The organism is Comamonas sp. SY3 (assembly GCF_041730275.1).
GTDB classification, from domain to species: domain Bacteria; phylum Pseudomonadota; class Gammaproteobacteria; order Burkholderiales; family Burkholderiaceae_C; genus Comamonas; species Comamonas sediminis.
Window position 1 is genome coordinate 1 of the sequence record NZ_JBGTYN010000029.1, and the last position, 21,648, is coordinate 21,648.

The 21,648-nt window shown below is 64.7% G+C and carries 26 protein-coding genes; 24 read left to right on the forward strand and 2 right to left on the reverse strand.

The annotated features are described in order from the left end of the window. Positions 1 to 310: 310 nt before the first annotated feature. Together ACCQ08_RS23480 and ACCQ08_RS23485 are read right to left on the reverse strand one after the other, a co-directional pair. Entirely contained in the window at positions 311 to 631 is a 321-nt protein-coding gene (locus tag ACCQ08_RS23480) for a transposase (protein WP_074167576.1), read from the reverse strand. Between the two features lie 300 nt (positions 632 to 931). After that, positions 932 to 1,072: a hypothetical protein gene (locus tag ACCQ08_RS23485; RefSeq protein ID WP_153573857.1), complete on the reverse strand. Its 141-nt coding sequence runs from the start codon at positions 1,070 to 1,072 to the stop codon at positions 932 to 934. A gap of 27 nt (positions 1,073 to 1,099) precedes the next feature. On the opposite strand from ACCQ08_RS23485, the gene ACCQ08_RS23490 reads away from it, so the two are divergent. From ACCQ08_RS23490 to ACCQ08_RS23605, 24 genes are all read left to right on the forward strand, one after another. Then, entirely contained in the window at positions 1,100 to 1,846 is a 747-nt protein-coding gene (locus ACCQ08_RS23490) for a hypothetical protein (protein WP_003821040.1), read from the forward strand. 118 nt (positions 1,847 to 1,964) lie between these two features. Then, complete coding sequence (locus ACCQ08_RS23495; RefSeq protein WP_003821041.1) at positions 1,965 to 2,177, forward strand: AlpA family transcriptional regulator; 213 nt, start codon at positions 1,965 to 1,967, stop codon at positions 2,175 to 2,177. Positions 2,178 to 2,219: 42 nt separating this feature from the next. After that, on the forward strand, positions 2,220 to 3,095 hold the full coding sequence (locus ACCQ08_RS23500) for a ParA family protein (RefSeq protein WP_003821043.1): 876 nt from the start codon (positions 2,220 to 2,222) through the stop codon (positions 3,093 to 3,095). Next, on the forward strand, positions 3,079 to 3,327 hold the full coding sequence (locus ACCQ08_RS23505) for a hypothetical protein (RefSeq protein ID WP_003821044.1): 249 nt from the start codon (positions 3,079 to 3,081) through the stop codon (positions 3,325 to 3,327). Before ACCQ08_RS23500 ends, ACCQ08_RS23505 begins: the two co-directional genes overlap by 17 nt. Beyond that, the gene (locus tag ACCQ08_RS23510) at positions 3,320 to 4,957 is read left to right on the forward strand and encodes a ParB family protein (protein ID WP_033470938.1); all 1,638 of its coding nucleotides are present in this window, start codon (positions 3,320 to 3,322) and stop codon (positions 4,955 to 4,957) included. The genes ACCQ08_RS23505 and ACCQ08_RS23510 overlap by 8 nt, the downstream gene beginning before the upstream one ends. Before the next feature lie 15 nt (positions 4,958 to 4,972). After that, the gene (locus ACCQ08_RS23515; RefSeq protein WP_003821054.1) at positions 4,973 to 5,533 is read left to right on the forward strand and encodes a DUF2857 domain-containing protein; all 561 of its coding nucleotides are present in this window, start codon (positions 4,973 to 4,975) and stop codon (positions 5,531 to 5,533) included. 2 nt (positions 5,534 to 5,535) lie between these two features. Then, on the forward strand, positions 5,536 to 6,798 hold the full coding sequence (locus ACCQ08_RS23520; protein WP_003821055.1) for an STY4528 family pathogenicity island replication protein: 1,263 nt from the start codon (positions 5,536 to 5,538) through the stop codon (positions 6,796 to 6,798). A 315-nt stretch (positions 6,799 to 7,113) separates the two neighbouring features. Next, the gene (locus tag ACCQ08_RS23525) at positions 7,114 to 7,887 is read left to right on the forward strand and encodes a PFL_4669 family integrating conjugative element protein (protein WP_003821056.1); all 774 of its coding nucleotides are present in this window, start codon (positions 7,114 to 7,116) and stop codon (positions 7,885 to 7,887) included. Beyond that, a complete protein-coding gene (locus tag ACCQ08_RS23530) occupies positions 7,884 to 8,411 on the forward strand; it encodes a DUF3158 family protein (protein ID WP_003821057.1) in 528 nt (175 codons plus the stop codon). Before ACCQ08_RS23525 ends, ACCQ08_RS23530 begins: the two co-directional genes overlap by 4 nt. A 73-nt stretch (positions 8,412 to 8,484) precedes the next feature. Beyond that, positions 8,485 to 8,937, forward strand: a complete 453-nt coding sequence (locus ACCQ08_RS23535; RefSeq protein ID WP_003821059.1) for a single-stranded DNA-binding protein — start codon at positions 8,485 to 8,487, stop codon at positions 8,935 to 8,937. A 274-nt stretch (positions 8,938 to 9,211) separates the two neighbouring features. Further along, positions 9,212 to 11,236, forward strand: coding sequence for a DNA topoisomerase III (locus tag ACCQ08_RS23540; RefSeq protein ID WP_003821061.1), 2,025 nt, complete (start codon positions 9,212 to 9,214; stop codon positions 11,234 to 11,236). Between the two features lie 537 nt (positions 11,237 to 11,773). Then, positions 11,774 to 13,372 (forward strand): DNA cytosine methyltransferase, encoded by a 1,599-nt coding sequence (locus ACCQ08_RS23545; protein WP_003821062.1) that lies wholly within the window; start codon positions 11,774 to 11,776, stop codon positions 13,370 to 13,372. Between the two features lie 243 nt (positions 13,373 to 13,615). After that, positions 13,616 to 14,173, forward strand: coding sequence for a hypothetical protein (locus ACCQ08_RS23550; protein ID WP_033470935.1), 558 nt, complete (start codon positions 13,616 to 13,618; stop codon positions 14,171 to 14,173). A gap of 330 nt (positions 14,174 to 14,503) precedes the next feature. Further along, a complete protein-coding gene (locus tag ACCQ08_RS23555; RefSeq protein ID WP_033470933.1) occupies positions 14,504 to 14,728 on the forward strand; it encodes a hypothetical protein in 225 nt (74 codons plus the stop codon). A 22-nt stretch (positions 14,729 to 14,750) separates the two neighbouring features. Beyond that, on the forward strand, positions 14,751 to 15,143 hold the full coding sequence (locus ACCQ08_RS23560) for a hypothetical protein (RefSeq protein WP_003821065.1): 393 nt from the start codon (positions 14,751 to 14,753) through the stop codon (positions 15,141 to 15,143). A 143-nt stretch (positions 15,144 to 15,286) separates the two neighbouring features. Beyond that, complete coding sequence (locus ACCQ08_RS23565; RefSeq protein WP_003821066.1) at positions 15,287 to 15,973, forward strand: hypothetical protein; 687 nt, start codon at positions 15,287 to 15,289, stop codon at positions 15,971 to 15,973. Between the two features lie 80 nt (positions 15,974 to 16,053). Continuing rightward, on the forward strand, positions 16,054 to 16,791 hold the full coding sequence (locus ACCQ08_RS23570; RefSeq protein WP_003821067.1) for a hypothetical protein: 738 nt from the start codon (positions 16,054 to 16,056) through the stop codon (positions 16,789 to 16,791). Between the two features lie 94 nt (positions 16,792 to 16,885). Next, complete coding sequence (locus ACCQ08_RS23575; protein WP_003821068.1) at positions 16,886 to 17,164, forward strand: hypothetical protein; 279 nt, start codon at positions 16,886 to 16,888, stop codon at positions 17,162 to 17,164. Between the two features lie 284 nt (positions 17,165 to 17,448). Further along, positions 17,449 to 18,252, forward strand: a complete 804-nt coding sequence (locus tag ACCQ08_RS23580) for a hypothetical protein (RefSeq protein ID WP_003821069.1) — start codon at positions 17,449 to 17,451, stop codon at positions 18,250 to 18,252. A gap of 78 nt (positions 18,253 to 18,330) precedes the next feature. Continuing rightward, positions 18,331 to 18,684 (forward strand): DUF3085 domain-containing protein, encoded by a 354-nt coding sequence (locus ACCQ08_RS23585; protein ID WP_003821070.1) that lies wholly within the window; start codon positions 18,331 to 18,333, stop codon positions 18,682 to 18,684. Positions 18,685 to 19,045: 361 nt separating this feature from the next. Then, a complete protein-coding gene (locus ACCQ08_RS23590; RefSeq protein ID WP_031692692.1) occupies positions 19,046 to 19,963 on the forward strand; it encodes a DUF3577 domain-containing protein in 918 nt (305 codons plus the stop codon). Between the two features lie 57 nt (positions 19,964 to 20,020). Then, positions 20,021 to 20,710 (forward strand): DUF3275 family protein, encoded by a 690-nt coding sequence (locus tag ACCQ08_RS23595; protein ID WP_003821074.1) that lies wholly within the window; start codon positions 20,021 to 20,023, stop codon positions 20,708 to 20,710. A gap of 94 nt (positions 20,711 to 20,804) precedes the next feature. Next, positions 20,805 to 21,128, forward strand: a complete 324-nt coding sequence (locus ACCQ08_RS23600) for a hypothetical protein (RefSeq protein WP_003821078.1) — start codon at positions 20,805 to 20,807, stop codon at positions 21,126 to 21,128. A 100-nt stretch (positions 21,129 to 21,228) separates the two neighbouring features. Then, the gene (locus ACCQ08_RS23605) at positions 21,229 to 21,636 is read left to right on the forward strand and encodes a hypothetical protein (RefSeq protein ID WP_003821084.1); all 408 of its coding nucleotides are present in this window, start codon (positions 21,229 to 21,231) and stop codon (positions 21,634 to 21,636) included. Positions 21,637 to 21,648 lie beyond the last annotated feature (12 nt).

Genomic DNA, 21,648 nt, shown 5'->3' on the forward strand with positions numbered 1-21,648 from the left:
CGTCGACCTATACCTTGGCAAGGTATCGCTCTACCAACTGAGCTATTCCCGCAAAAACCAGCATGAACGGATCCACACCAGCTTTGAAACTGGAGCGGGAAACGAGACGTTTACTAAGACCGTAAGCCGTTGTTTCCCAATCACTTTCTTCGCTGGCTTGACTAGCGAAGACCTTAATTGTAGCCTCATTTTTCACCCTCGGCAACAAGTTCGTCCAGAAACTTCCAGTAAGGTCCAAGGACACCTCCTCAGCGCATCGTCCCCACACCTCGTTCATCGCCGGCTACGGTGGTCTCGAACTCACCAATGATCACCTTTCCATATGCTTGGCTAGCTGCGTCGAAAGGCATTCGAGCACGTCACGCAAGTCCGCATAGAGGTCATGCCCGTTGGGCCGAGCCGAGCGCACCAGGCTCATCACCGAAACAGCGCGCTGACCGGCACGCAAGCTACCGACGAACAACTGGTTCGCCCTTTGAAGTGCCACTGGACGAATTTGCCTCTCGACGCGGTTGTTGTCTGGCGGCAGACGCCTGTCGTCGTTAGCGCCTCCCGGCGACCAAGGTTGGACTGCATGGCTCTCGCCGTGCCTGAGCTGTTCGGCACACCGGCTCGCTGCAGAAGCGACCACCCATACCCGTCTGCGCAAGTTGCGCGGGAAGAACCCATACGCTTGTCACTGGGACTGGATGCGCGATTCTTTATCGGTATATCAGGATACCTGGGAACGCATGACAGGCTCGGGATCAGTACGCCTGCCTTGGCATCTAGAAGCCACTGCGCGCCTATTGCGCCCTGTGAAACCGCAGGGGTATCACACCATGACAAATTGCTCTTGATGAGATTGCGGTAACGCATGACGCTGCCAGTGTGAGCGCCATTCTTCGTGTTGATCAGCGACAGGACCGATCAACCTACCACTCACGGATTCTTACACATTGAGCACATGGCGGCTACCACTGACTTGAGCTACTGAAAAGTGCTCAGGGCTCATGAAGAAGCGAGACTCGGGACTCGCTTCATCCACAGACAACTGCCCGGCCATGAGGTTGGCGCCAAAGGAGTCGGCCATGTAGTTCTCCTGGAAGGAGATGGGAGCATGAACCACAATGCACCAGCATCGAAGGTGTTCTATCGTCCGATCGAAGCCTCCCTCCGGTGGGCTGGGCTTCTGCGGTTTGAGCATGTCATCCTCACTTCGGTCTCGTCGTCAAGGAACCTGCCACAGTCGTTGGATTGCCCACGTTGGGGTGAGCTGAGGCTGTATACCGAACGCATCTACGATGGCATCCTCAATGCGGAACTTCCTTTCGGGAGGAACGGCATCACGACGCACGACACCGCGCTGATCGACTCCCCTGATCTCACTGTCCGTCACGTCGATCTGAAGCGTTGGATGCGCCAGCACTACCCCGAACAGCGCCCCGGCTTTCTCTTCTCGCGCAGCGAGCGCATCGCCCATCCCTCCATCTCTCTGGAAACCGGGCAGGCCATGCTGGTCGAGCGCTTGGCCCTCAAATCTGCCCTGGAGCAGTCCAAGCGCCAACTCCGCGAGCTGCAAGACAAGCACGACGCACTGCTCAAACAGTCCAAAATCATCCCGGCCTGCGCGCAGTACCCAATCAGTGATCGGGCCGAAGCCACCTACCTGAACATCATCGGCGGCATATTGGAGCTGATGCTCGGCCAATCGCCCTCGGGCACACCGTACTCCAGCTTCAAAACGCAAGAGGCTGTCGTAAGCGCATTGGTCGCCCATCACCACGGCGTCATGGGGATCGCCGAGCGGACGTTGAACGGCAAGTTCGCCACGGCCAGACGCCGGCTGCATAGCGCCACCCTCTGAGGATTGCCAGCTTGTATGTGCAGTCGCGGAGATTGCATTTGCAATGTCTTTCCGTAGCCATGTCTATTGAATAGAGGTCACGCCAACAAACGCCACTGAGCGTTCAGGAGTGACCACCATGTCGCAAACACCTGTTCTGCCGCCCAACGAGCGCCGCATCCTGCGCTTGGAAGAAGTCGAATCGAAGTCCGGCTTCAAGCGCGCCCACCTCTACAACCTGATGCGCGCGGGCAAGTTCCCCAAGGCGCTGCGCCTGGGTGTGCGCGCCGTCGGCTGGGATTCCATCGAAATCGATCAGTGGATCGCCGAGCGCGTCAACAACCGGGCCTGACCCATTCTCCCGCGGACCTTCCATCCTCACACGGAGAACGCCATGCAGGTTGTATCCATCATTTCAACGAAAGGTGGCGTCGGCAAGACCACCACTGCCGCGAACCTGGGCGGGCTCGTCGCCGACGCGGGGCTGCGCGTGCTGCTGCTCGATCTCGACGTGCAGCCCACCTTGTCGTCCTACTACGAACTGGGACACCGTGCGCCTGGTGGCATCTATGAGCTGCTGGCCTTCAACGAGCGCGACCTCGGCCAGCTCGTGTCCCGCACGATCATTACGGGTCTGGACCTGGTGCTGTCCAACGACCACCGGGGCGAGCTGAGCACCTTGTTGCTGCACGCGCCGGATGGGCGCCTGCGGCTGCGGCACCTGCTGCCCATGCTGGCTCCTCTCTACGACCTGGTGCTGATCGACACCCAGGGCGCGCGTTCGGTGACGCTGGAGATGGCGGTGCTCGCTTCCGATCTCGCGCTGTCACCCGTGACCCCGGAAATCCTCGCCGCCCGCGAACTGCGGCGCGGCACCATGCAGTTGCTGGAGGACATCGCTCCGTACCGGCACCTGGGCATTGAGCCGCCGCCGCTGCATCTGCTCATCAACAGGGTCCACCCGGTGTCGGCGAACGCCCGGCTGATCCAACAGGCCTTGCGCGACCTGTTCCAGGACCACGCCGGCATCCGCGTGCTGACCACCGACGTGCCGGCCATCGAAGCCTATCCGCGCGCCGCGACGCGCGGCCTGCCAGTGCATCGGGTCGAATACCGCCAGCCACCGGGCAGAGTCGCCCCCGCCGCGCTCGACACCATCCGCGGCCTCGCCGGCGAACTGTTCCCGCAATGGCAGCACCGATTTGCCACGGTGTCCGGCCGCCCGCCATTTCCTCTGGATACCGGGAGGCCCCATGGCGAGCGCACATGAACTGGCCCGAGGCCATAAGCGGCTGCGCGCCCTGATCGAATTCGCCGTCGGCGAGGGCTGGCACGTCAAGCGCACGCCGGGCGGCCACCTCAAATTCACCAAGGCCGGCTGCGCCGCGATCTACACCAGTTCGACGGCCAGTGACCACCGGGCCGCCCTCAACGCCCGCGCGCAGATCCGCCGCGCCGAGCGCGAGGCCCGGTCCCCAGTGCAGGGAGGCCGCCATGGCTGAAATGACCTCCCAGCAGATGGCCGGCAAGCTGCTCGCGGCCGGGTTCGAGCGCAGCGGCCCGTCCACCTCGGCCTTGAGCGACCCGATCGCCGACACGCCCATGGTCGTGACCCTGGACCAGTTGCGCCCCTACGACCACGATCCCAGGAAGAAGCGCAACCCGGCCTACGAGGACATCAAGGCGTCCATCCGCGAGCGCGGCCTGGACGCAGCCCCGGCGATCACCCGGCGCCCGGGCGAGGACCACTACATCATTCGCAACGGCGGCAACACGCGCCTGGCGATCCTGCGCGAACTGTGGTCGGAGACCAAGGACGAGCGGTTCTTTCGCATATCGTGCCTGTTCCGGCCGTGGCCCAGCCGCGGCGAAGTCGTCATGCTGACCGGCCACCTGGCCGAGAACGAATTGCGTGGAGGCCTGACGTTCATCGAGCGCGCCCTCGGCGTCGAGAAGGCGCGCGAGTTCTACGAGCAGGAAAGCGGCGCCGCCCTGAGCCAGTCCGAACTGGCACGCCGCCTCGCCGCCGATGGTTTCCCGGTCCAGCAGTCGCACATCAGCCGGATGAACGACGCGGTGCGCTACCTCCTGCCGGCGATCCCGACCGTGCTCTATGGCGGGCTCGGCCGCCACCAGGTCGAACGCCTGTCGGTCATGCGCAAGGCCTGCATGCTCGCGTGGGAGCGCTACGCCAAAGGCCGCACACTACTGGTACAGGACTTCGATGACTTCTTTCAGGAGGTGCTGTCGCAGTTCGACACGCAGGCCGACGAGTTCGCCCCCCAGCGCGTGCAGGACGAGCTGATCGGCCAAATGTCCGAACTGCTCGGCATCGACTACGACGTACTGGCGCTCGACCTCACCGAATCCGAAAGCCGCCATCGCGCCCTGGTCAGCGATCCGACCCCACCAACGGCACCCCCCACGCTGCCTGAGCCTGACACCATGGCACGCCCGCCCGCGGCGCCGGCCCCATCGGCCCCGACGCCGGCAACCACACCTGGGTCGCGCGAGCGCGAGGGCGGCTCAGGGTCGGACGGCTCACCCGCAGGAAGCCCCATGGCTGCTCCTGGTGATCGGCTGCAGGGGCACATCGTTTCGCCTGCACCGACGACGGAGCGGCTGCAATCCATTCAGCGGATGGTCGCCGACGAGCTGGGGGATGCGCTGCCCGATTTCTCGGCCAACGTCTTGCAGTCCATTCCCGTCCAAGCAGGCGGTCTCTACCCGATTTCCGACGTCTGGCACATCGACGCGAGCCTGGACACGCCCGAGCGCCTGCGCATCCACGTCGCGCAGTTCGCCCGCGAGATCGCGGGCGAGGCTCGCCTGGACGAGTGCATCGATGACCGTCCAGACGGCATCGGTTTCGCCTGCCGTGCCCACGCCCAAGACCTGGAGCCGCTGGGCCGTGCCGTCCTGGCGCTGCTGGCATGCATGGCCGGTCAGCAGCCCGCCGACGTCGGCTTGGATAACAGGCAATTCGTCATCGACCTGTCGGCGTTGCTGCACGGACAAGGCGACGCAACCCGGCGACTGAGCGACACCGCACTGGTCAAGCTGTTCCGGCTGCTGCGGCTGGCCCGCCGTCTGCTCGACCTGGACGCCGGCGCTGCGGACCCTGGAACGTGACCGAGGGAGACCAGCATGTCCGCACCACACCCACTCAACCAGGCCGTCATCGCCCAGGCCCTCTATGACCTGCGCAATGGGCAACTGCGCCGCTGCAAGCTGATGGGGTTTGGCGAGGAAGAGCTGGACGCCCTCAAGCATCCCGCGCTGATCAGCGTGCTGGCCAACGCCAACGTCTCGTGGTGCTCGGTGACGGTCAACCGCGAAGTGCTCCGGCGTCTGCTCAGGCAGGCGCAGGATGTGGAGAAGGAGATCGCCACGGTCGATCGCATGCTGCGCCTCGGCGCGAGCACCGAAATGGTCAGCCGCTTCTACGGCCTGACCCACCAGGAAGTGGCGCTTCGCCGCGAAATCCTCGGCCTGCCCAAGCGCAAGGGTCGCCATCCCGTGCTGGACGAGAAGCAGGACACGGAGCTGTGGCGGCAATGGAAGGCCGTGACCAGCAGCAGGAACGTCGATCTCGAAGACGAAACCTCCATCCTCGATGCCGCCATGGACCTCGCCGAAGGCATGTCGCTGCCTCTGTCGGTGGTCTGGGCTTCGATCAAGAGCTGGGTCGATCAAGGATTGGGTTAACCATGGCCGTGGACGACACCGCACCACGTCGTGGCCCCATCGCACTCGCAGACCTGTTCGACGCTGCGCTGAAAGACCTTGTGCCCAAGCCCAACGCCGACGCGCCCCCGCCCACACCTACACCTGTCGCGATGCCCACTGGTCCGGCGTCTGGCGATGCCTTCCTGTTCAGCGGCAACCGGCACGAGACCGTACCGCGACGGCTGTTCCTCGACCGCCGCCTGACGCCGCTGGAGCGCAATGCCTGGCAGGTCTTCCGGCTGATGCTCAACGACGATGGCGTGACGGCGTTCCCGACGTATGAACAGCTTCGGCCCTGGCTGGCGTCGATGCCCTGCGCCGGGCAAGCCTCGCACGAAACCGTGGCGCGAGCACTGACGCTGCTGCGGCTGACTCGATGGCTGAGCCTGGTGCGGCGACGGCGCGACGCCAAGACCGGCCGCATCCTCGGCAACCTCTATGTCCTGCACGACGAGCCGCTGACCCCCTTTGAAGCGATGCAGCTCGACCCGGACTACCTGCAACTCGTCAGCCAAGCGCTCGGCCATTCGGCCAAAGCCGTGCAGATCGTAGGCCTGCACACCCTCAAGGAAATCGGCGAAGACCCGATGCTGGCCGGGCGCACCCTGCCATCGAGGCTGCAAGTCCTGGCCGAACGCCTCGCCAGCCAGGGCGTCGGGGCGCACGAAAGTTATCCACAGGAGGACGCCACGCACGAATCCGAAGAAGGGGCGACGAGCCTTCTTCGGAATCCTGACGATCCCACTTCGGAATCCGAAGCAGGGTCGAAACCCGCGCCAGACGCCTCTCTTCGGAATCCGAAGCAGGCCCGTACAGTACGTAGTAGTCGTATTAATGAAGTACGTACTACCGCGCAGGCACAAGCGCATGCGCGCGCGCTGGGCGACCTGCAATGGCCCAAACGCTTCGCGGAACTGAAGGCAGAGCAGCAGACAGGTGCGAGGGTGGCACTACAGCAGGTCGATGCTGCGCTGAGGCAGGCCGTGCTGGACGAATGGGCTGCACGATGCAGCAACCATGGCATCCGCAATCCTGCAGGGTATCTGTTCGGCATCATCCAGCGGGCCATCCATGGCGAGTTCAACGCCTGGGCCAAGAAGGACGCGCCATCGGCGCCCGTTGCGCCGAACGAGCGGCCGCCACCACCAGCACCGCCACCATCCCAGCCGCAGGGCAAGCCTGTGCCGCCAGAAGTCGCCAGGCAGCACATCGAGCGGCTGCGCAACCTGCTCGCCAGCAAGTGAGCGGGCCTGCAAGGTGGTGAAGTGGATGCCGGTGGCTTCCAGTAGAGCTATCCCCTGGGGATAGTTCCACTGACGGCTACACGTCGAACCGCTGCACGCCAGGCCTCGATCGCCTGCAGCGGGATCGGCCTTGTTCGCGCTGATCCGGGTGTGCAGCGTTCCTTGGCGCTCCATGGCGCTATCCCCAGGGGATAGATCGCGACGCATGCACCCACCGCGCCGTGAACCGGGGACGGGCGGGTTTCGGTTTGTTGACTGACTGCCTTCCGCTACCTGCCGAAGCTGTCCGCTCTTTTCCAACAACGAGCGGACACCATGGCAACCACCAACGAACCCCTGCAACTGAATCTCGGCTCCTTGCGCAGCGCGATGTCGCTGACGCTGCACACGCACCACGCCTCGCGCATCTGGCACGGCCGCGCCGCCGCCGAAGGGCGACCGGGCATCGTCGGCCTGAACGGCTACATCGCCCAGATGAACAAGATGCGGCGCGGCTCGGAGCAGGACGACCCGTACAGCGACTTCTGGATGCTCCGCATCGAGGACAAGCTCGACCAGACCAAGGCCACGCTGCAATCGCTGCGCGAACAGGTGGACCAGGCCCTGGCGAGCGTGCCGCCGGCACTCACCCTGGGCGAAAACCTCAACGTCCAGCCGGTCAAGCTGCCGCTGTTCGTCAATGCGCAGCTCGGCTTTGCCGCCGTGTACCTGCTCGCCGACTACGACGATATCGCCCGCAAGCTGATCCTCGCGCACCACACCGCGCTGATCGATCGCTCGACGCTCGAACGCTGGCTCAACGAAGGCGCGCATGCACTGCGCAGCCTGTTCTCGCTGGCCCAGCAGTACCGCTACTCGGGCTGCACCCGCGACGACTTCGCCGCCAAGAATGCCGCAGCGCGGGCGGCGTTGGAAAAGTTCGGCGAGATGCCGCCGGACGTGCTGGAGGGCACGCGCCGCTCGAAGTTCGCGCCGCCCATCATGCGCCGTGGCCTGCAGCAGCGCGGTGACGGTCCTGCCGCAGCCGCATCGCCCAGCGACGAGGCCGCCGCCCCCGAAGCGACGGCCGGCGAGGACGCGCAGGCATGAGCGACCCAAACCGCGACACCCGCTACTTCCGCCCTCTGCAACAGACAGCCTTCATGCAGTTGGAACACGCAGCCTCTCAAAAAGGCCTTTTAAAGCCCTTTAAGGGTAAAGGGGACTTGGAGGCCTGGGCCAGCCAGTGCTTCGCCATGCGCGACGAGTTGATTGGCTTGGCGCAGCGACAGGTGCTGCAACAAGCCCTCGGGCATCCCTTCCACCTGCTCCCCATCGAACTGGCCCAGCAGACAACTGGCGCAGGCACGGCGTTTCTTCGCTGGCGCAAGCACGACCGCTCGGCCATGGGCGTGGCACTGTGGCAGGAGCTGATGGCGAGTACCAGCACGCCGGTCAACCTGCTGGCCGACTTGCACGCCATCGAGCTGCAGCGCATCACGCTGAACATGCAGATCAGCCTGTTGCACACCTTGGGCAGGCTGGCCCAGGAGTGTGCCAGCAAGGCCACCGAGGCGGAAGACGCTTACCTGCGTCGGCTCAAGTCCATCCCACCCGCACTGCGCGATCAGTGATCGCGCCGGGCAACCCAGCACGCGCTCGTCACCGACCAGGTGCGGGTATTTCAACCACCACGGAGATTGCAACATGAGTACGCATTTTTCTGGCGAGGGCAACATCGGCTCGCCCCCCGAGTACCGGGAGTTCCCCAACGGCAACGACGAGCCCAGCCGCCTTCTGCGCCTGAACGTCTATTTCGACAACCCCATTCCCAAGAAGGATGGCACCTTCGAGGATCGCGGCGGCTTCTGGGCGCCGGTGGAAATCTGGCACCGCGACGCCGCGCACTGGAAGGACCTCTACCAGAAGGGCATGCGCGTGCTGGTCGTCGGCCGGATGGAGCGCGAACCTTGGACGGACAACGAGGATCAGCCGCGCGAGACCTGGCAGATCAACGCGCGCAGCGTCGGCATCCTGCCGTTCCGCATCGAGTCCGTAGCCCTCAGCCCCAGGCAGCAAGAGGCCGCGCAGGATGCGCAGCCGAAACCCCCGGCCGCCCAGGAACCGACCGCGCCGAAGGAGCCGAAGCGCAGGAAGTGATCCGGCATGGGGCGGTGGCAGTCGTCCGTCGCCCCCATGCCCTCGCGAGCTATCCCCAGGGGATAGCTCCATCAACGTCCACCGGCGTCCGTGCGCTCCAAAAAATCGCGGCTCCCGGCCCGCACATCCCCGGCCGAACGCCACTCCCGTCCCCGCCATCCCATCCCGTAAAAGTGGTCGCCACCGCATGCGGCTTGTTTGCTGCTGCCCTTGGTGGTGTTCGGCATCCTCGATTCCCGCAACTCAATGAACCATGGAAATCGGATGGACTGACATGCGGCTGTTCTTGTGCGAGAAGCCCTCCCAGGGCAAAGACATTGGCCGGATTCTCGGCGCGACGCAGCGCGGTGAAGGCTGTCTCAGCGGCTCCGGCGTCACCGTCACCTGGTGCATTGGCCATCTCGTAGAAGCAGCAGCTCCCGAGGTCTATGACGCGGCGCTCAAGCGCTGGTCGCTGGAGCAGTTGCCCATCGTTCCCCAGCAGTGGCGGGTCGAGGTCAAACCGAAGACCGCCACGCAATTCAAGGTCGTCAAAGCGCTTCTGGCGAAGGCGACCCATTTGGTCATCGCCACCGATGCCGACCGCGAGGGAGAGCTGATCGCCCGCGAGATCATCGACCTGTGCGGTTACCGCGGCCCCATCGAACGGCTGTGGTTGTCGGCGCTCAACGATGCGTCGATCCGCACCGCGCTCGGCAAGTTGCGGCCCTCATCCGACACGCTGCCGATGTACTACTCGGCGCTTGCGCGCTCACGCGCCGACTGGCTCGTGGGCATGAACCTCAGCCGGTTGTTCACGGTGCTCGGGCGTCAGGCCGGCTACGACGGCGTGCTGTCCGTCGGGCGCGTGCAGACGCCGACCCTGAAGCTCGTCGTGGACCGCGACCGCGAGATCGCGGCCTTCAAGTCGGTGCCGTTCTGGGCCATCGACGTGTCCCTGTCTGCGGGTGGACAGGCTTTCAGCGCGCAGTGGGTTCCGCCCGATGGCTGCACCGACGACGCTGGCCGCTGCCTGCAACAGCCGGTTGCCCAGCAAGCCGCGCAACAGATCCGCGCTGCGGGTAGCGCTCAGGTGGTGTTTGTCGAGACCGAACACATGCGTGAAGGCCCGCCGCTGCTGTTCGACCTGGGCACCTTGCAGGAGGTCTGTTCCAAACAGCTTGGGCTGGATGTTCAAGAAACCCTGGAGATCGCCCAGTCCCTGTACGAGACCCACAAGGCCACTACGTACCCGCGTTCCGATTCAGGCTACCTGCCCGAAAGCATGTTTGCCGAGGTGCCCACTGTTCTGGACAGCCTGCTCAAGACCGATCCCTCGCTGCGCCCGATCATGGGCCAGCTCGACCGCTCCCAGCGCTCGCGCGCCTGGAACGACGGCAAAGTGACGGCGCACCATGGCATCATTCCCACCTTGGAACCCGCGAACCTCTCGGCCATGAGCGAGAAGGAACTGGCGGTGTACCGGCTGATCCGCGCGCACTACCTGGCGCAGTTCCTCCCTCACCACGAGTTCGACCGCACTGTCGCCAAGCTGTCCTGCGACCAGCAGAAGCTGGTGGCCACCGGAAAACAGGTGATCGTCAAGGGCTGGCGCCTGGTGCTGGCCGAGCCGCAAGCGGACGAGGACGGTGAAGCCACGGCACGCAGCCAGGTACTCCCCGTGCTGCGCGAAGGCATGGCGTGTCAGGTGACCGAGGCCGAGATCAAGGCGCTCAAGACGATGCCGCCCAAGCCTTACACGCAGGGCGAGCTGGTCAAATCCATGAAGGGGGTCGCCAAGCTGGTGACGGACCCGCGCCTGAAGCAGAAGCTCAAGGATACGGTCGGCATCGGCACAGAGGCCACGCGGGCCAACATCATCAGCGGGTTGATCGCCCGCAGCTACCTTGTGAAGAAAGGACGCTCCATTCGCGCATCGGATGCAGCGTTCACCCTGATCGACGCCGTACCCGCGGCGATTGCAGACCCCGGCACGACGGCAGTGTGGGAACAGGCGCTCGACATGATCGAGGCTGGTCAGCTCACCCTGGATGTGTTTATCGGCAAGCAGGCCGCATGGATTTCGCAACTGATCGCGCAGTACGGCAGCACCTCGCTGTCCATCAAGGTTCCCCAGGGACCCGCTTGCCCGCAGTGCGGCGCACCCACGCGCCAGCGCACCGGCAAGACCGGCCCCTTCTGGTCGTGCAGTCGCTACCCCGACTGCAAAGGTACGCTGCCGGTCGAATCCGGCGCGTCCAAACGCGGAGCCTCGCGATCTCTACGCCTTTATGGCAGTAGCGGCCGCAAAGGCTCTTGACCGACCCCGTTCCCCGAGAGCCGTGTCCGCCATCGGCGGCGTGGCCCATGTCCCGCACGCCCTGCGGGACGCCCAGCGCGCAACGCCTTCTCTTGTCCGTGTGCGCGTCCCGCCCGGCCGTCCCCGGCCGCGGGACCTGAAGGTAGCTTCTCCACGAACCATGTCCGGGGTTTCCCGGCGCGTTCTACTGATCTGCATTTTTCCGCTTCTGCGAAGGGTCCCCCGATGGCTTGCCCGCCTGCGAGCCACCCGGAGACCCTTCGTGGTCAGCGGTATTCGATGCCGTGCCCAACGGCGAAAAACTGGGCTCCTTTTGTGCGCGGATGTGCGCCAGAAGATGCCGGCGCCAACCACGACATGCGCCGGGTGCGATTGCTTGATGAGCAGCCGGTTCTAGCGACAACCGGGCCTGCAACAGCCCACGGGTGGTTCTGTCATCCCGAGCCGGAGGCCACTGGGCCTTCGGCGCCTTTCTCCTGCCGATCAACGTCCCGGCCCGGCCACACAGTCCAAGGCCACACAAACAGGAGACCCGACATGAACCCGCAACCTCGCCCCCCACGCGGTGTGCCCCAAACCGCGCCACTGCTGTACGGCAGCGTGTGCAGCGGCATTGAGGCCGTGAGCCTCGCCTGGCAACCTCTCGGCCTCGAAGCCGCATGGTTCGCCGAGATCGAGCCGTTCCCGAGCGCCGTGCTCGCCCACCGTTACCCCCGCGTGCCCAATCTGGGCGACATGACCGCGATCGCCCGCCAGGTGCGTGCCGGCACTGTGCCAGCGCCCGACATCCTGGTCGGCGGCACGCCGTGCCAGTCGTTCAGCGTTGCAGGTAGCCGTCGCGGGCTGGATGACCCGCGCGGTGCCCTTTCCCTTGCCTATGTGGAGCTTGCCAATGCCATCGACCAAACCCGCCAACAAGACAGCCGCCCGGCGGCCACGCTCGTCTGGGAAAACGTCCCAGGCGTACTCAACGACCGCAGCAATGCCTTCGGGCATTTCCTGGGCGCACTGGCCGGAGAAAGCCGTGCGCTCCAGCCGCCAGGGGAAAAATGGGCGTACGCTGGTTGTGTGTCTGGACCCCGCCGCCGCATCGCCTGGCGCGTGCTCGATGCTCAATATTTCGGTGTCGCCCAACGCCGCAAGCGTGTGTTTCTTGTGGCAAGTGGTGGAGATGACCTCGATCCCGCAGAAGTACTTTTTGAGCGCGCAGGCCTGCTCGGGGATTCTTGTGCGGGCAGCGCGCCGTGGCAAGAAGCTGCCTGCACTGCTGAACCTAGTGTTGACCCAGCAGACGGATATGCAGGACTGAAGCAGCCCTGCGGCAAGGTCACGACGACGTTTGGGTTCAGCAATGGGCGTGGCCCGACCGATCTTGCAGCCAGTTTGATGGCTGGCGGCCCGAAGCACGACATCTGCACCGAGACCTACTTGGTGCAATCCGTCGCAGGCAACATCAGCCACACCCTCGACACCGCCAACAACGGCAAGGGCAGCAGCGAGGACGGCACCGGCAAGGGTGTTCCGATCATCGCCTTCATCGCGCAGGGCAGCGGCGCCGATGCCACGCTCGACCTGACACCGACGTTGCGCGCTGGCGGCCATTGCAACAGCCATGCGAACGCCGGGGTCGTGCCCGCCATCGCGTTCGCGCAGAACAACCGCGGTGAAGTGCGCTTCGAGTCGGGCCATGGCCAGGTCGCTTGCACCGTGCTGTCCAACGGCAAGCCGGGCTACGGCGTACCTATGGTGGCCTGCGTGTCTCTGCACGGCCGCGAGCAGGGTCTTGCCGCCGAGCTGGGCGGCAGCGTAGCGGGCGCACTGCGCACCAGCGGCGGCGGCGCGGACAAGCCCTATGTCCTGGCTCCCGACTTCGAGGCGCATTTCCGCTACGACTGGAACGACCCTGGCCCCGGCGACTGGTCGCATTGGCGGGTGCGGCGGCTGATGCCCGTGGAGTGCGAGCGGCTGCAAGGCATGCCCGACGACTACACGCTGATCCCGTACCGCGGCAAGCCCGCTGCAGATGCTCCGCGCTACAAGGCGATCGGCAACTCCATGGCCGTCCCGTGCATGGCGTGGCTGGGCCAGCGCCTGGTGCAGTACCTGCACAAGACGGGCTCGACCGCTTCGGATTGATCGGCGACGCAGCCTGCGGGCCACTCCATTCTCCCTCTTGCATTGCCGATGGTTCGGCAACAGCCCGTAGCCAGGGTGTCAAGGCTGCCGCGGGTTTCACCCACGCCACCCGCCAGTTCGCCTCGGCATCTCACCGGCGAACGCTGCCCACTGGGCATCGATGCCTCATTTCTCCAACCCACGGGATGGCCGCCACGTCCCGTCAGGAGCATGTCGCCACCCGGTCGATCTCAGGACTTCCCCATGGACAACATCACCAAGCAAGACCGCATTACGCTGAAGAACCTCAAGGTGGCCGACTTCGCCAGCGAGGAAACACTGTGCTTCAACGCAACCGTCGTGTTCGACGGTACTCCCATCGCCGAGGCCCGCAACGACGGCCACGGTGGCTCGACGTTCCTCCACGCGCTCAACGGCAAGGCGGGGCTACTGGCGCAGGCCGAAGCCTTCGCCAAGGGCCTGCCGCCTGCGCCGCTTGACCTCGGCCACGAGAGTGAAGACCCTCACTACATCGACATGACGCTCGACTTCCTGGTCGATGAGCTGGCCGACGCCATGCACGCGGAACGCAAGGTGCGAGCCGCATTCAACCGCGACATCGGCAACAAGGTGCTGTTCATCAAGGAAGGCAAACTGCTGTTTATCAAGGGCATCAAGCTCAAGGCCATCGCCGACCGGAAGGCGTACTTCGCTTCGCTGCGCGCCCGGCAGGCCCAGCCCATCGTCATCCTGGCCGAGCTTCCACCCGAGCAGGCATTCGATTTGTGGAAGCAGTATGTCCTGGGCGACAAGCCCGACTGACCCAGCGTCACCGCACCCTCCTGACAGCCCCGCACTCGATGCGGGGCTTCTTTCTTTCGGTCCCCATCAATCGGGTCTGGGCTGGATGCCATTTTCCAACTGACGCAGCGCGGTCCGCGCACGAAGCTGCCCGCATGTTCGCTGATTCGTCAGCACATGCCAGCAGCCAGGGTTTTAGGCTGTCGCGGGTCTCTCCCGCGTTACCCACCAGTCCGCATCGCATCAAGTCTGCGGACGCGCGTCCTCGTGACGTCGATGCCTTTTATCAACCGCGTGCGGGAGCCGCCATCCCGTGAGGGACGAGGCCCCGCTTTTCCAAGGAGCCTATCCATGTCCCAGCAAGCCTCTTTCGGCCAAACCTTCGGGCAATTGGCCTCGACCTACTGCGGCAAGTTCCTGCCGCTCGAAGTCCTGCAAAGCGCCGCCGGCCACTACATCGGCACGCGCGATACCGAAGGCCCCGTTTCGCGGGAATCCCGCGAGTACTTCCGCAGCTATGCCGCGGCTCAACGTGCCCTCGAAAGAGGCGGCTGGTCCCAGCTCGCCGTTCCTTGATCCAAACTGGAGGAATCACGTCATGAACCAGCTACTGCCGCGGGAAGTCGTCGATCAGATCATGCGGGAAGAACAGCATTTCGCCGCCGCGCCTCAAGCCTTTTTCGAGGCATGGAAGCGTGGCGTCGAGATTGCTGGCCCCGAGTGGTTCGGCGACGGCACCCGTGAAGGTCTGAACCAGGCCAAGAGCAAGTGGGATCTGCGTCCCAACATGCTGCGGCTCAACGACGCCCTCGGCGTCCTGAGCAGCGGCGAACGCATGTTCCTGTCTGCCATGGTCAGCTTCTACAACGCGCGTGAGGGCGGTGCCATGCTCAAGCGCTGCCACTTCCACGGGCTGTCGGACTTCGACGGTCTCGACCTGCAACGCCGCAAGGTCATCGCCGACCTGCTCGTGAACTACAACGGTTGGTGAGCCGGTCTCCGGCACACCACTGTCTTTCGTTCCCCCCGAGAGGGACATGCGCCCAAAAGGCCATGTCCCTCAATTTCTTCTCCATCACCCTGCGGATGCCATCGTCCGCATGGGCTGGCTCCGCTTTCTCGAAAGGAGCCACCATGGCGAACAACTACTACGAAGGCACGGGCGTTCTCGTGCTGGAGCGTGTCACCCCCGTCATCAAGGCGCTGTTCGGCGCCTTCGCGCTGAACGAAGGCCATCCCGGCAACGGGCAGGCCTACATCGCCCAGATCGCCGAGACCAATGATCCGCGCTGGACGGATGTGCTGGACGGCCTGGAAGACCTGGCCGCACAACTCGGCATCCCCATGCCCGACGACGAAGAGTTGTCGATTCCACCTCTGCTCGAACGGCTGGCCGCGCACTTCGGTGCCGAGCAGGACGCGGAGCTGGAGAACCTGATCGAGCACCACAAGTTCGAGGACAGCGCCGACCTGGAAGCCTTGCTTCTGATCGCTTCCTGCTTCGATGACGGCCATCGCCTGACCGCCATCCAGTTCGAAGGCTGCTGGCATTGCAGCAGGCCGAGGCTGTTCGAGTTCGGCGGCAACGGCTGCTACCTGAGCCGCGAGGTCCAGGTCTTCAGAACGTCCTCGCAGGCGCTCCAACTCGGCGACCAACTGCGCAAGACGATCCTGTCCGCCGACATCGAAGAGGCCTCGGCATTGATCGCGCTGGAGGCCGCCAACCTGCTCGCAGGCATCAACGACGAGCAGTTCCGCCTGAATGTGCGCCGTCGCGTCGCCGACCGACTGGCCCAGATGCCAACGATCAGCGCCGCCTGACGCATTTTCCATTTTCAACCCACCGGGTCCAATTCCCGGTGGCGGGAATTGGCTCCATTATTCAATCTGGAGAGTTCCCAATGTCCCAGAAACCCAATCCCTTTCACCGTGGCTACTGGAATCTGAAAATCGTCCGCACGCTGTGCATCAGCTACGAGGACGGAAGCCCGCATGTCTGGCGCAACATCCACGCGAGCCAGCAACACCTCTCCGACGAGGAACTGGTTTCATCGTCCTGCATCGTCGCCAACGATTTCGCCGTGGTCAGCGATGGCCGCGAAGCCGTGAACGCCGAGGTACTGGCCGAATGCGATGCCGGTGAAGGCGTCAGCGGCGAAGGTGTGATCGGTGCCGTGGTCTATGCCATCCATGGCGAGGACTTCGACGGCCGCCCAGTCCACGTCGGTGACGCCTATTCGGCCGAGGCCGCGCGGGAAGCGATGCAGCGCCTGAGTTTCGAGACCGGCTACTACAGCCGGTGCTGGGAAATCAGCCGTGAGCACATCACGGTCGATAGCTGGCACTACCTCGCCGGCCTGGCGGACATCGCCACGCCGGAGGCCATGTTGTTCATCGCCTTCCGTGTGCCGTACAGCCCGGCGATCGGCGTCAAGCTGATTTCCACGCCCTGGACGGACCAGAACCTGGAGCACGCCGAGGGCATCACCGCCGAGCAGCTTCGACAGGAGCACCGGAACAAGGGCATGCCGGACGACCTGGCGAACATCCTTGAACTGGCTGGCCAGGCCGATGTGCGCATCCTCATCCTCGATGCAGACGCACCCGCGTTGCTGGGCCTGCCGCTGGCCGAGGGCTAGCAGCCGCGCGACACGCGGGTCTTCCTCTTTGTCCCCTCATGCCAGCCCGTCTCCCCCAAGAGTCGGGCTGGTCCATTTTCATAGGAGCAACCTCATGTTCCCCAACCTCATTTCGCGCGCACCGGACTTCGAGCACCAGCTCGGAGCCTGCGTCAACGCCATGAGCCAGGACGACGCCATCGGCCAGATCCTGGTATTCGAGCGCACGCACGGCACGCTGCACATGCGCCATATCGCCGGCGCCGACTTGGTGGACACCGACATTGACGACTACGAGATGGTCGTCTTCGACGGTGGCAACACCGGCGGCGACACGTGGAAGCATGTGTTCTTCCCGCGTCAGCGCGAACACTACTTCGTGTACCAAGCCTGATCCAACCAGCCCCTTTCGAGGGGCCTTTTTCTTGTCCCCAGCGCGGGAAACCGGGTGCGGCGCAGTGCCGTTTCATGCGGGCGGGTAGCCCGGCCCAGGGCCATCCTTGCCCCCATGTTCGTCGGCGTTGCCGACACATGCCCAGGCAGCCGAGACCTTCGAGGCTGCAAGCACGGGAAACCGCGCTGGTTGTTTCTTCCTACGGACGCACCGCGTCCATCCACCCACAAGGGACCTCTCCCTTGCGGGCGGGGAATCCCTTGTTCTTCCTCAAGGAGATTCCCATGGACCGTTCCCTCATCAAATCCATGATGCCTTCGCTTGTCGCAGGCCATGTGCCCCGCAACGTGCGGTCGTTCAAGTATCGCGTGTTCGATGATCAGCCGCAGTCCTCGACGCTGGGCTTCGCCATCGACCCCCAGCCCTTCGACGGCAAGGTGGTCGCGGCCAGCGACGACGCCATCGTCGTCAAGCTCAAGCCCAGCGAGTTCGCGGTGCTCGACCCCCACCTGGTGACCACCCTTCCCAGCGAAGGCGCCAAGGTGCATGTCCAACCGTATGCCCGCCGCCGCTTCGACGGCCTGCGCGCGGACACCCCGGAAGTAATCACCGAGAAGACCGCGGACGGTGTTCCCTACACCATCACCAGGCACATCCTCGGCTCCGCGCCTGCCAAGCTGCCCATCCCCGAGCCGCAGTGCATGGAACTGGGACAGCTCATCCAGCAGTTGGAGGAAATGCCGGCTCCCGATGGGTTCCGGCGCATCACCCACATGCTGGTCGATGCGGGTGCCCGCGACTTCACCTGGGTCGATCCGAAGCCGTCCAAGATCATCGAGACACCCCCGGCGATCAGCTTCTCGGTTTCGACCTCGAAGTTCGAGGGCCAGGTGACGATCCTCTACGACCGCGGCGGCGACACCTACGCGGTGGAACTGAGCCGCGACGGCGAACTGGTCGATCGGCACGACGAGGTGTATTTCGACATGCTCGGTGAAGTGCTGGAGCGGCTTATCGACGACGGGCACTGGCGTCTGATCGACGTGAGCGTCATCGACGCCAAGGCAACCAAGCGGCGCTACGGCTGACCGCAGCCTACCGGCGACTTGCCCCCATAGGCCTTCCATCCATTCGGGTGGAGGGCCTTTTTCTTCAGGAGATCAACCATGTCACTGCGATTCAAAGGTTCCGACCTGCGCCCCGTGCTGGCCGAGGCCGTTGCCAACCAATGCCGCGTCGTCCTCGCCAAGGACCAGGGCGTGTACTTCCTCGCCGAGCAGGGAGAGCGCCGTCCCGATGGCCGCGTGAAGCTGCTGGCCTATGCCGTCGGCTGCAACCCGGATACCGACCCGTTTGACGGCTGGTGGGAACTGGCGCGTGCCGAGCTGGGTGGCGACGACTTCGGCGAGTTCTTCGATCCGAAGGAAGGCGTCTTCGCCCGCATCCTGCGCGGCATGGACGATCTGATGCTATCCGCCACCACGACGCACCTGTCGCTGGAGGTGGTGCCATCGATGTAGTGCGAATACCACTGTCCCCTCACGGCCCCCTTCATGGGGGCTTCTTTTTTTGCGGCGCTGGCGGCATGGACAAAGGGAAGCGTCCGGATGCCGATTGATTACTGCCGCGCGCGCGAAGCCCGTCCATGCTGCCCCCATGCCTGCTGACGTTGTCAGCGACATGCCAGGCAACCATCGGTCTTCGAGGTTGCCGCGCAGTTTCCACTGCGTGACCGAGCCAGCTCGCACCGCATCCATCCGCGAGCGGCCACCAGTCCTGGTGGCGGATGCTTTCGCCTTATCAACCCACCGCGGGGTTACGCACCTTTCCCCGCATGCGTGGGGCCGGTGTGTCTCCGCTTCATCCCAATGGAGATTCACCATGAGCACCACGTCCAACGAGAAATCGTATTTCGACCTCCACACCTCGGGCATCGGCTACATCCAGCGTGTCCGCGAGGTTCCCGTCCGGGGCGGCCGCCGTGCGCAGCCCTTCCTGGCATGCACCATCGCCGCGCTGGTCGGCTCCGCCAAGGACCCCAGCTACCGCTACTTCGACGTCAAGGTCTCGGGTGCCGAGGCCAAGAAACTGGTCGAGCGCTACATCGGCGTTGACGATCCCAAGCAGCGGCCGCTGGTGCGCTTCCGCCTCGGCGACCTCTGGGGCGATGCGTACATCCGCGACAAGGGTGAGCACAAGGGCCAGGCCGCCGCGTCTCTGAAGGCGCGACTGCTGAAGGCCGAGCCGCTTGACCGGGCCGAACTGGCTTCGATCAAGCTGCACGAGCTGATCACCCGCGGCATCGGCTACCTCAGCCGCCCGAAGGACGTCTCCCCCAAGGATGGCGATCCGTTCCTGTCGTGCTGCGTCGCGGCGCTGGCCGGACCTGTCGGTGAACCGGAATATCGGTACTTCGACACCATCGTCGCCACCCCTGAAGCCGAGCACCTGGTTCGCCGGTGCGTGCAGGCCATCGAAGGGGACCGCAAGGTGCTGATCGCCTTCCGTCTGAACGACATGAAGATCGATCCGTACATCCGCACCAAGGGCGAGCGCGCCGGGGAACCGGGAGCGAGCCTGGAATCGACGCTGGTCCACATCGGTCTCATCAAGATCGACGGCACCCAGGTCTATCCGACGAGCCAGGCGCAAGCCGAGGCGCCGCAAGCCGAGGACGCACCCGCGCCCGAAGCCGAGGTTGCCGCCGACACCGCTGCCGACCAGCCTGTCGAGCCCGCCGTGCGCGAGCCCGCAGGTGAAGTCGAGGAGCAGGAGCCGGCATTGGCTGCTTCGTTCTGATCCGGCATGGCCCCTCACGGGGCCTTGCCTTTTTCCTATTCCCCAAGGAGAACCATCATGGCAGTCACATCGGCGCCCGACCAATCGGGTTCGCCCATCACCGTCCCAGGCCAACTCACGCTGCGCACGATCCGCGGAAGAAACGGCCCTTTCAACGTCGGCCGACTTGTCACCCCCATCGGCAAGTTCGCGGTGAAGGATGCGGAGCTGGAGCAGTACCCCGAAGGCAAGTACGACGGGGAGTTCGTCATCCGCTACATCTTCCCGAAGTCCTATCCCGTCGGCGACGGCATGCGGTTCGAGATCCGTGCCAACCTGGACGGGATGACGCTCAACGGCATCGACAAACTGAGCCGTGACGAGGCACGCAGCTTCACCACCCAGGAAGTCGATCCGCTCGATGAAGAACTGGGCGCGCAGCCTGCGTCAACGCCGGCCAAGCCCGCCAAGGCATCCAGACCCGCCAAGCCCGCATCCGTGCAGGCGTCCGCGGACCCGCTGATCGATACCACGCCTTTTGGTGTGGATGCCCCGCCGCCCGCTGCGGCTGCTGCCCCCGGCAGCACCGAAGATGGCGACGCCGCGCTGTTCGGGCTGCTCTGGCCGCTGGGAGAGTCCGTGAAACTGGATTCGACCATCGACCGCCGCACCCTGCGCGCGCAGATCGCCCGCCTGGGTGAACTGGGCTACGCGCTGGACTTCAAGACGCAGGAGTGGAGCCGCCAGGCCGAACTGCAACCTGCGTGATCGCAGACGCCGCATCCGCGGTGTTCTTGATCCATCCGCCGGGGTTCCTTCCCCATGCGGGGGAGGCTCCGACTTTCTTCTGGAGGTCTCCATCATGTCCACCATCGCTTGCGATGCACCTCATTGCACGCTGGACGAACCCGCGTGGCGCGCTGTCTGCAAGACGGCCGCCGAGCACGCCCAGCGTGGTTGCGGCCTGTCCTGGGATCACTGGGTCACGCTTTTCAGTTCGGAGATCGACGCGCAAGCCAGTCGGTTGCCGGAAACCCAGCGGGCTCAGGCCCTGGAAATCGCGACCCAGGAATGGGACTACGCAACCCCTGCCGAACGGCAGGAAACGCAGGAGTGGAACGCTGCGAACGGCTACTGCTCCCATGGCATCGAACTGGGCTACTGCCCAGCCGGTTGCGGCTCCTAGTCCGCACCGGACTCCATCGCCGCACGCGCGGCATTCCATCACCCGCTGGGGGCTCTCCCCCACGGGGAGGCCTCCGGCTCGATTCTTCAGGAGGCCTTTCATGGGCTGGTATTTCTCCCCCCAATCGCGGTCTGAACTGATCGCGGAACTGATCGCACCGCAAGAGACCGAGCGCGCCAGCGTCAAGGTCATCGCCCACGCGCTGCGCGGCAACGTCCTGTGGTCCGTCACGGAAGTGACGGCCAAGGTCGAAGGCGTGCATCGTCATCTGGCGCCAGGCCAATCCCTGCGCTACATCCGCTGCGATCTTCTCGAACGCAGCGGCGACCAGTGGGGCTACAAGCCACTGGACGAGTCCATGCACCCGTACTACTACACGTGCCCGCTGTCCTATCTGGACCTCGCACCAGAGCAGTCCGCCGACTGGCGTGCAGGCGTTCGCGCCTACCACGCGCGGCGGCGCACACCCACGGCACCTGCGGCACCCACCGCAGCGCTGATGGCCTGAGCCAGGAGGAAC

Coding starts and splice junctions, on each gene's coding strand:
- ACCQ08_RS23535 (WP_003821059.1), top strand. CDS start 8,485: ATGAGTACGCATTTTTCTGGCGAGGGCAACATCGGCTCGCCCCCCGAG.
- ACCQ08_RS23575 (WP_003821068.1), top strand. CDS start 16,886: ATGTTCCCCAACCTCATTTCGCGCGCACCGGACTTCGAGCACCAGCTC.
- ACCQ08_RS23505 (WP_003821044.1), top strand. CDS start 3,079: ATGGCGAGCGCACATGAACTGGCCCGAGGCCATAAGCGGCTGCGCGCC.
- ACCQ08_RS23490 (WP_003821040.1), top strand. CDS start 1,100: ATGAACCACAATGCACCAGCATCGAAGGTGTTCTATCGTCCGATCGAA.
- ACCQ08_RS23580 (WP_003821069.1), top strand. CDS start 17,449: ATGGACCGTTCCCTCATCAAATCCATGATGCCTTCGCTTGTCGCAGGC.
- ACCQ08_RS23545 (WP_003821062.1), top strand. CDS start 11,774: ATGAACCCGCAACCTCGCCCCCCACGCGGTGTGCCCCAAACCGCGCCA.
- ACCQ08_RS23590 (WP_031692692.1), top strand. CDS start 19,046: ATGAGCACCACGTCCAACGAGAAATCGTATTTCGACCTCCACACCTCG.
- ACCQ08_RS23520 (WP_003821055.1), top strand. CDS start 5,536: ATGGCCGTGGACGACACCGCACCACGTCGTGGCCCCATCGCACTCGCA.
- ACCQ08_RS23585 (WP_003821070.1), top strand. CDS start 18,331: ATGTCACTGCGATTCAAAGGTTCCGACCTGCGCCCCGTGCTGGCCGAG.
- ACCQ08_RS23500 (WP_003821043.1), top strand. CDS start 2,220: ATGCAGGTTGTATCCATCATTTCAACGAAAGGTGGCGTCGGCAAGACC.
- ACCQ08_RS23525 (WP_003821056.1), top strand. CDS start 7,114: ATGGCAACCACCAACGAACCCCTGCAACTGAATCTCGGCTCCTTGCGC.
- ACCQ08_RS23555 (WP_033470933.1), top strand. CDS start 14,504: ATGTCCCAGCAAGCCTCTTTCGGCCAAACCTTCGGGCAATTGGCCTCG.
- ACCQ08_RS23570 (WP_003821067.1), top strand. CDS start 16,054: ATGTCCCAGAAACCCAATCCCTTTCACCGTGGCTACTGGAATCTGAAA.
- ACCQ08_RS23600 (WP_003821078.1), top strand. CDS start 20,805: ATGTCCACCATCGCTTGCGATGCACCTCATTGCACGCTGGACGAACCC.
- ACCQ08_RS23485 (WP_153573857.1), bottom strand. CDS start 1,072: ATGGCCGACTCCTTTGGCGCCAACCTCATGGCCGGGCAGTTGTCTGTG.
- ACCQ08_RS23495 (WP_003821041.1), top strand. CDS start 1,965: ATGTCGCAAACACCTGTTCTGCCGCCCAACGAGCGCCGCATCCTGCGC.
- ACCQ08_RS23605 (WP_003821084.1), top strand. CDS start 21,229: ATGGGCTGGTATTTCTCCCCCCAATCGCGGTCTGAACTGATCGCGGAA.
- ACCQ08_RS23510 (WP_033470938.1), top strand. CDS start 3,320: ATGGCTGAAATGACCTCCCAGCAGATGGCCGGCAAGCTGCTCGCGGCC.
- ACCQ08_RS23515 (WP_003821054.1), top strand. CDS start 4,973: ATGTCCGCACCACACCCACTCAACCAGGCCGTCATCGCCCAGGCCCTC.
- ACCQ08_RS23560 (WP_003821065.1), top strand. CDS start 14,751: ATGAACCAGCTACTGCCGCGGGAAGTCGTCGATCAGATCATGCGGGAA.
- ACCQ08_RS23595 (WP_003821074.1), top strand. CDS start 20,021: ATGGCAGTCACATCGGCGCCCGACCAATCGGGTTCGCCCATCACCGTC.
- ACCQ08_RS23540 (WP_003821061.1), top strand. CDS start 9,212: ATGCGGCTGTTCTTGTGCGAGAAGCCCTCCCAGGGCAAAGACATTGGC.
- ACCQ08_RS23565 (WP_003821066.1), top strand. CDS start 15,287: ATGGCGAACAACTACTACGAAGGCACGGGCGTTCTCGTGCTGGAGCGT.
- ACCQ08_RS23530 (WP_003821057.1), top strand. CDS start 7,884: ATGAGCGACCCAAACCGCGACACCCGCTACTTCCGCCCTCTGCAACAG.
- ACCQ08_RS23550 (WP_033470935.1), top strand. CDS start 13,616: ATGGACAACATCACCAAGCAAGACCGCATTACGCTGAAGAACCTCAAG.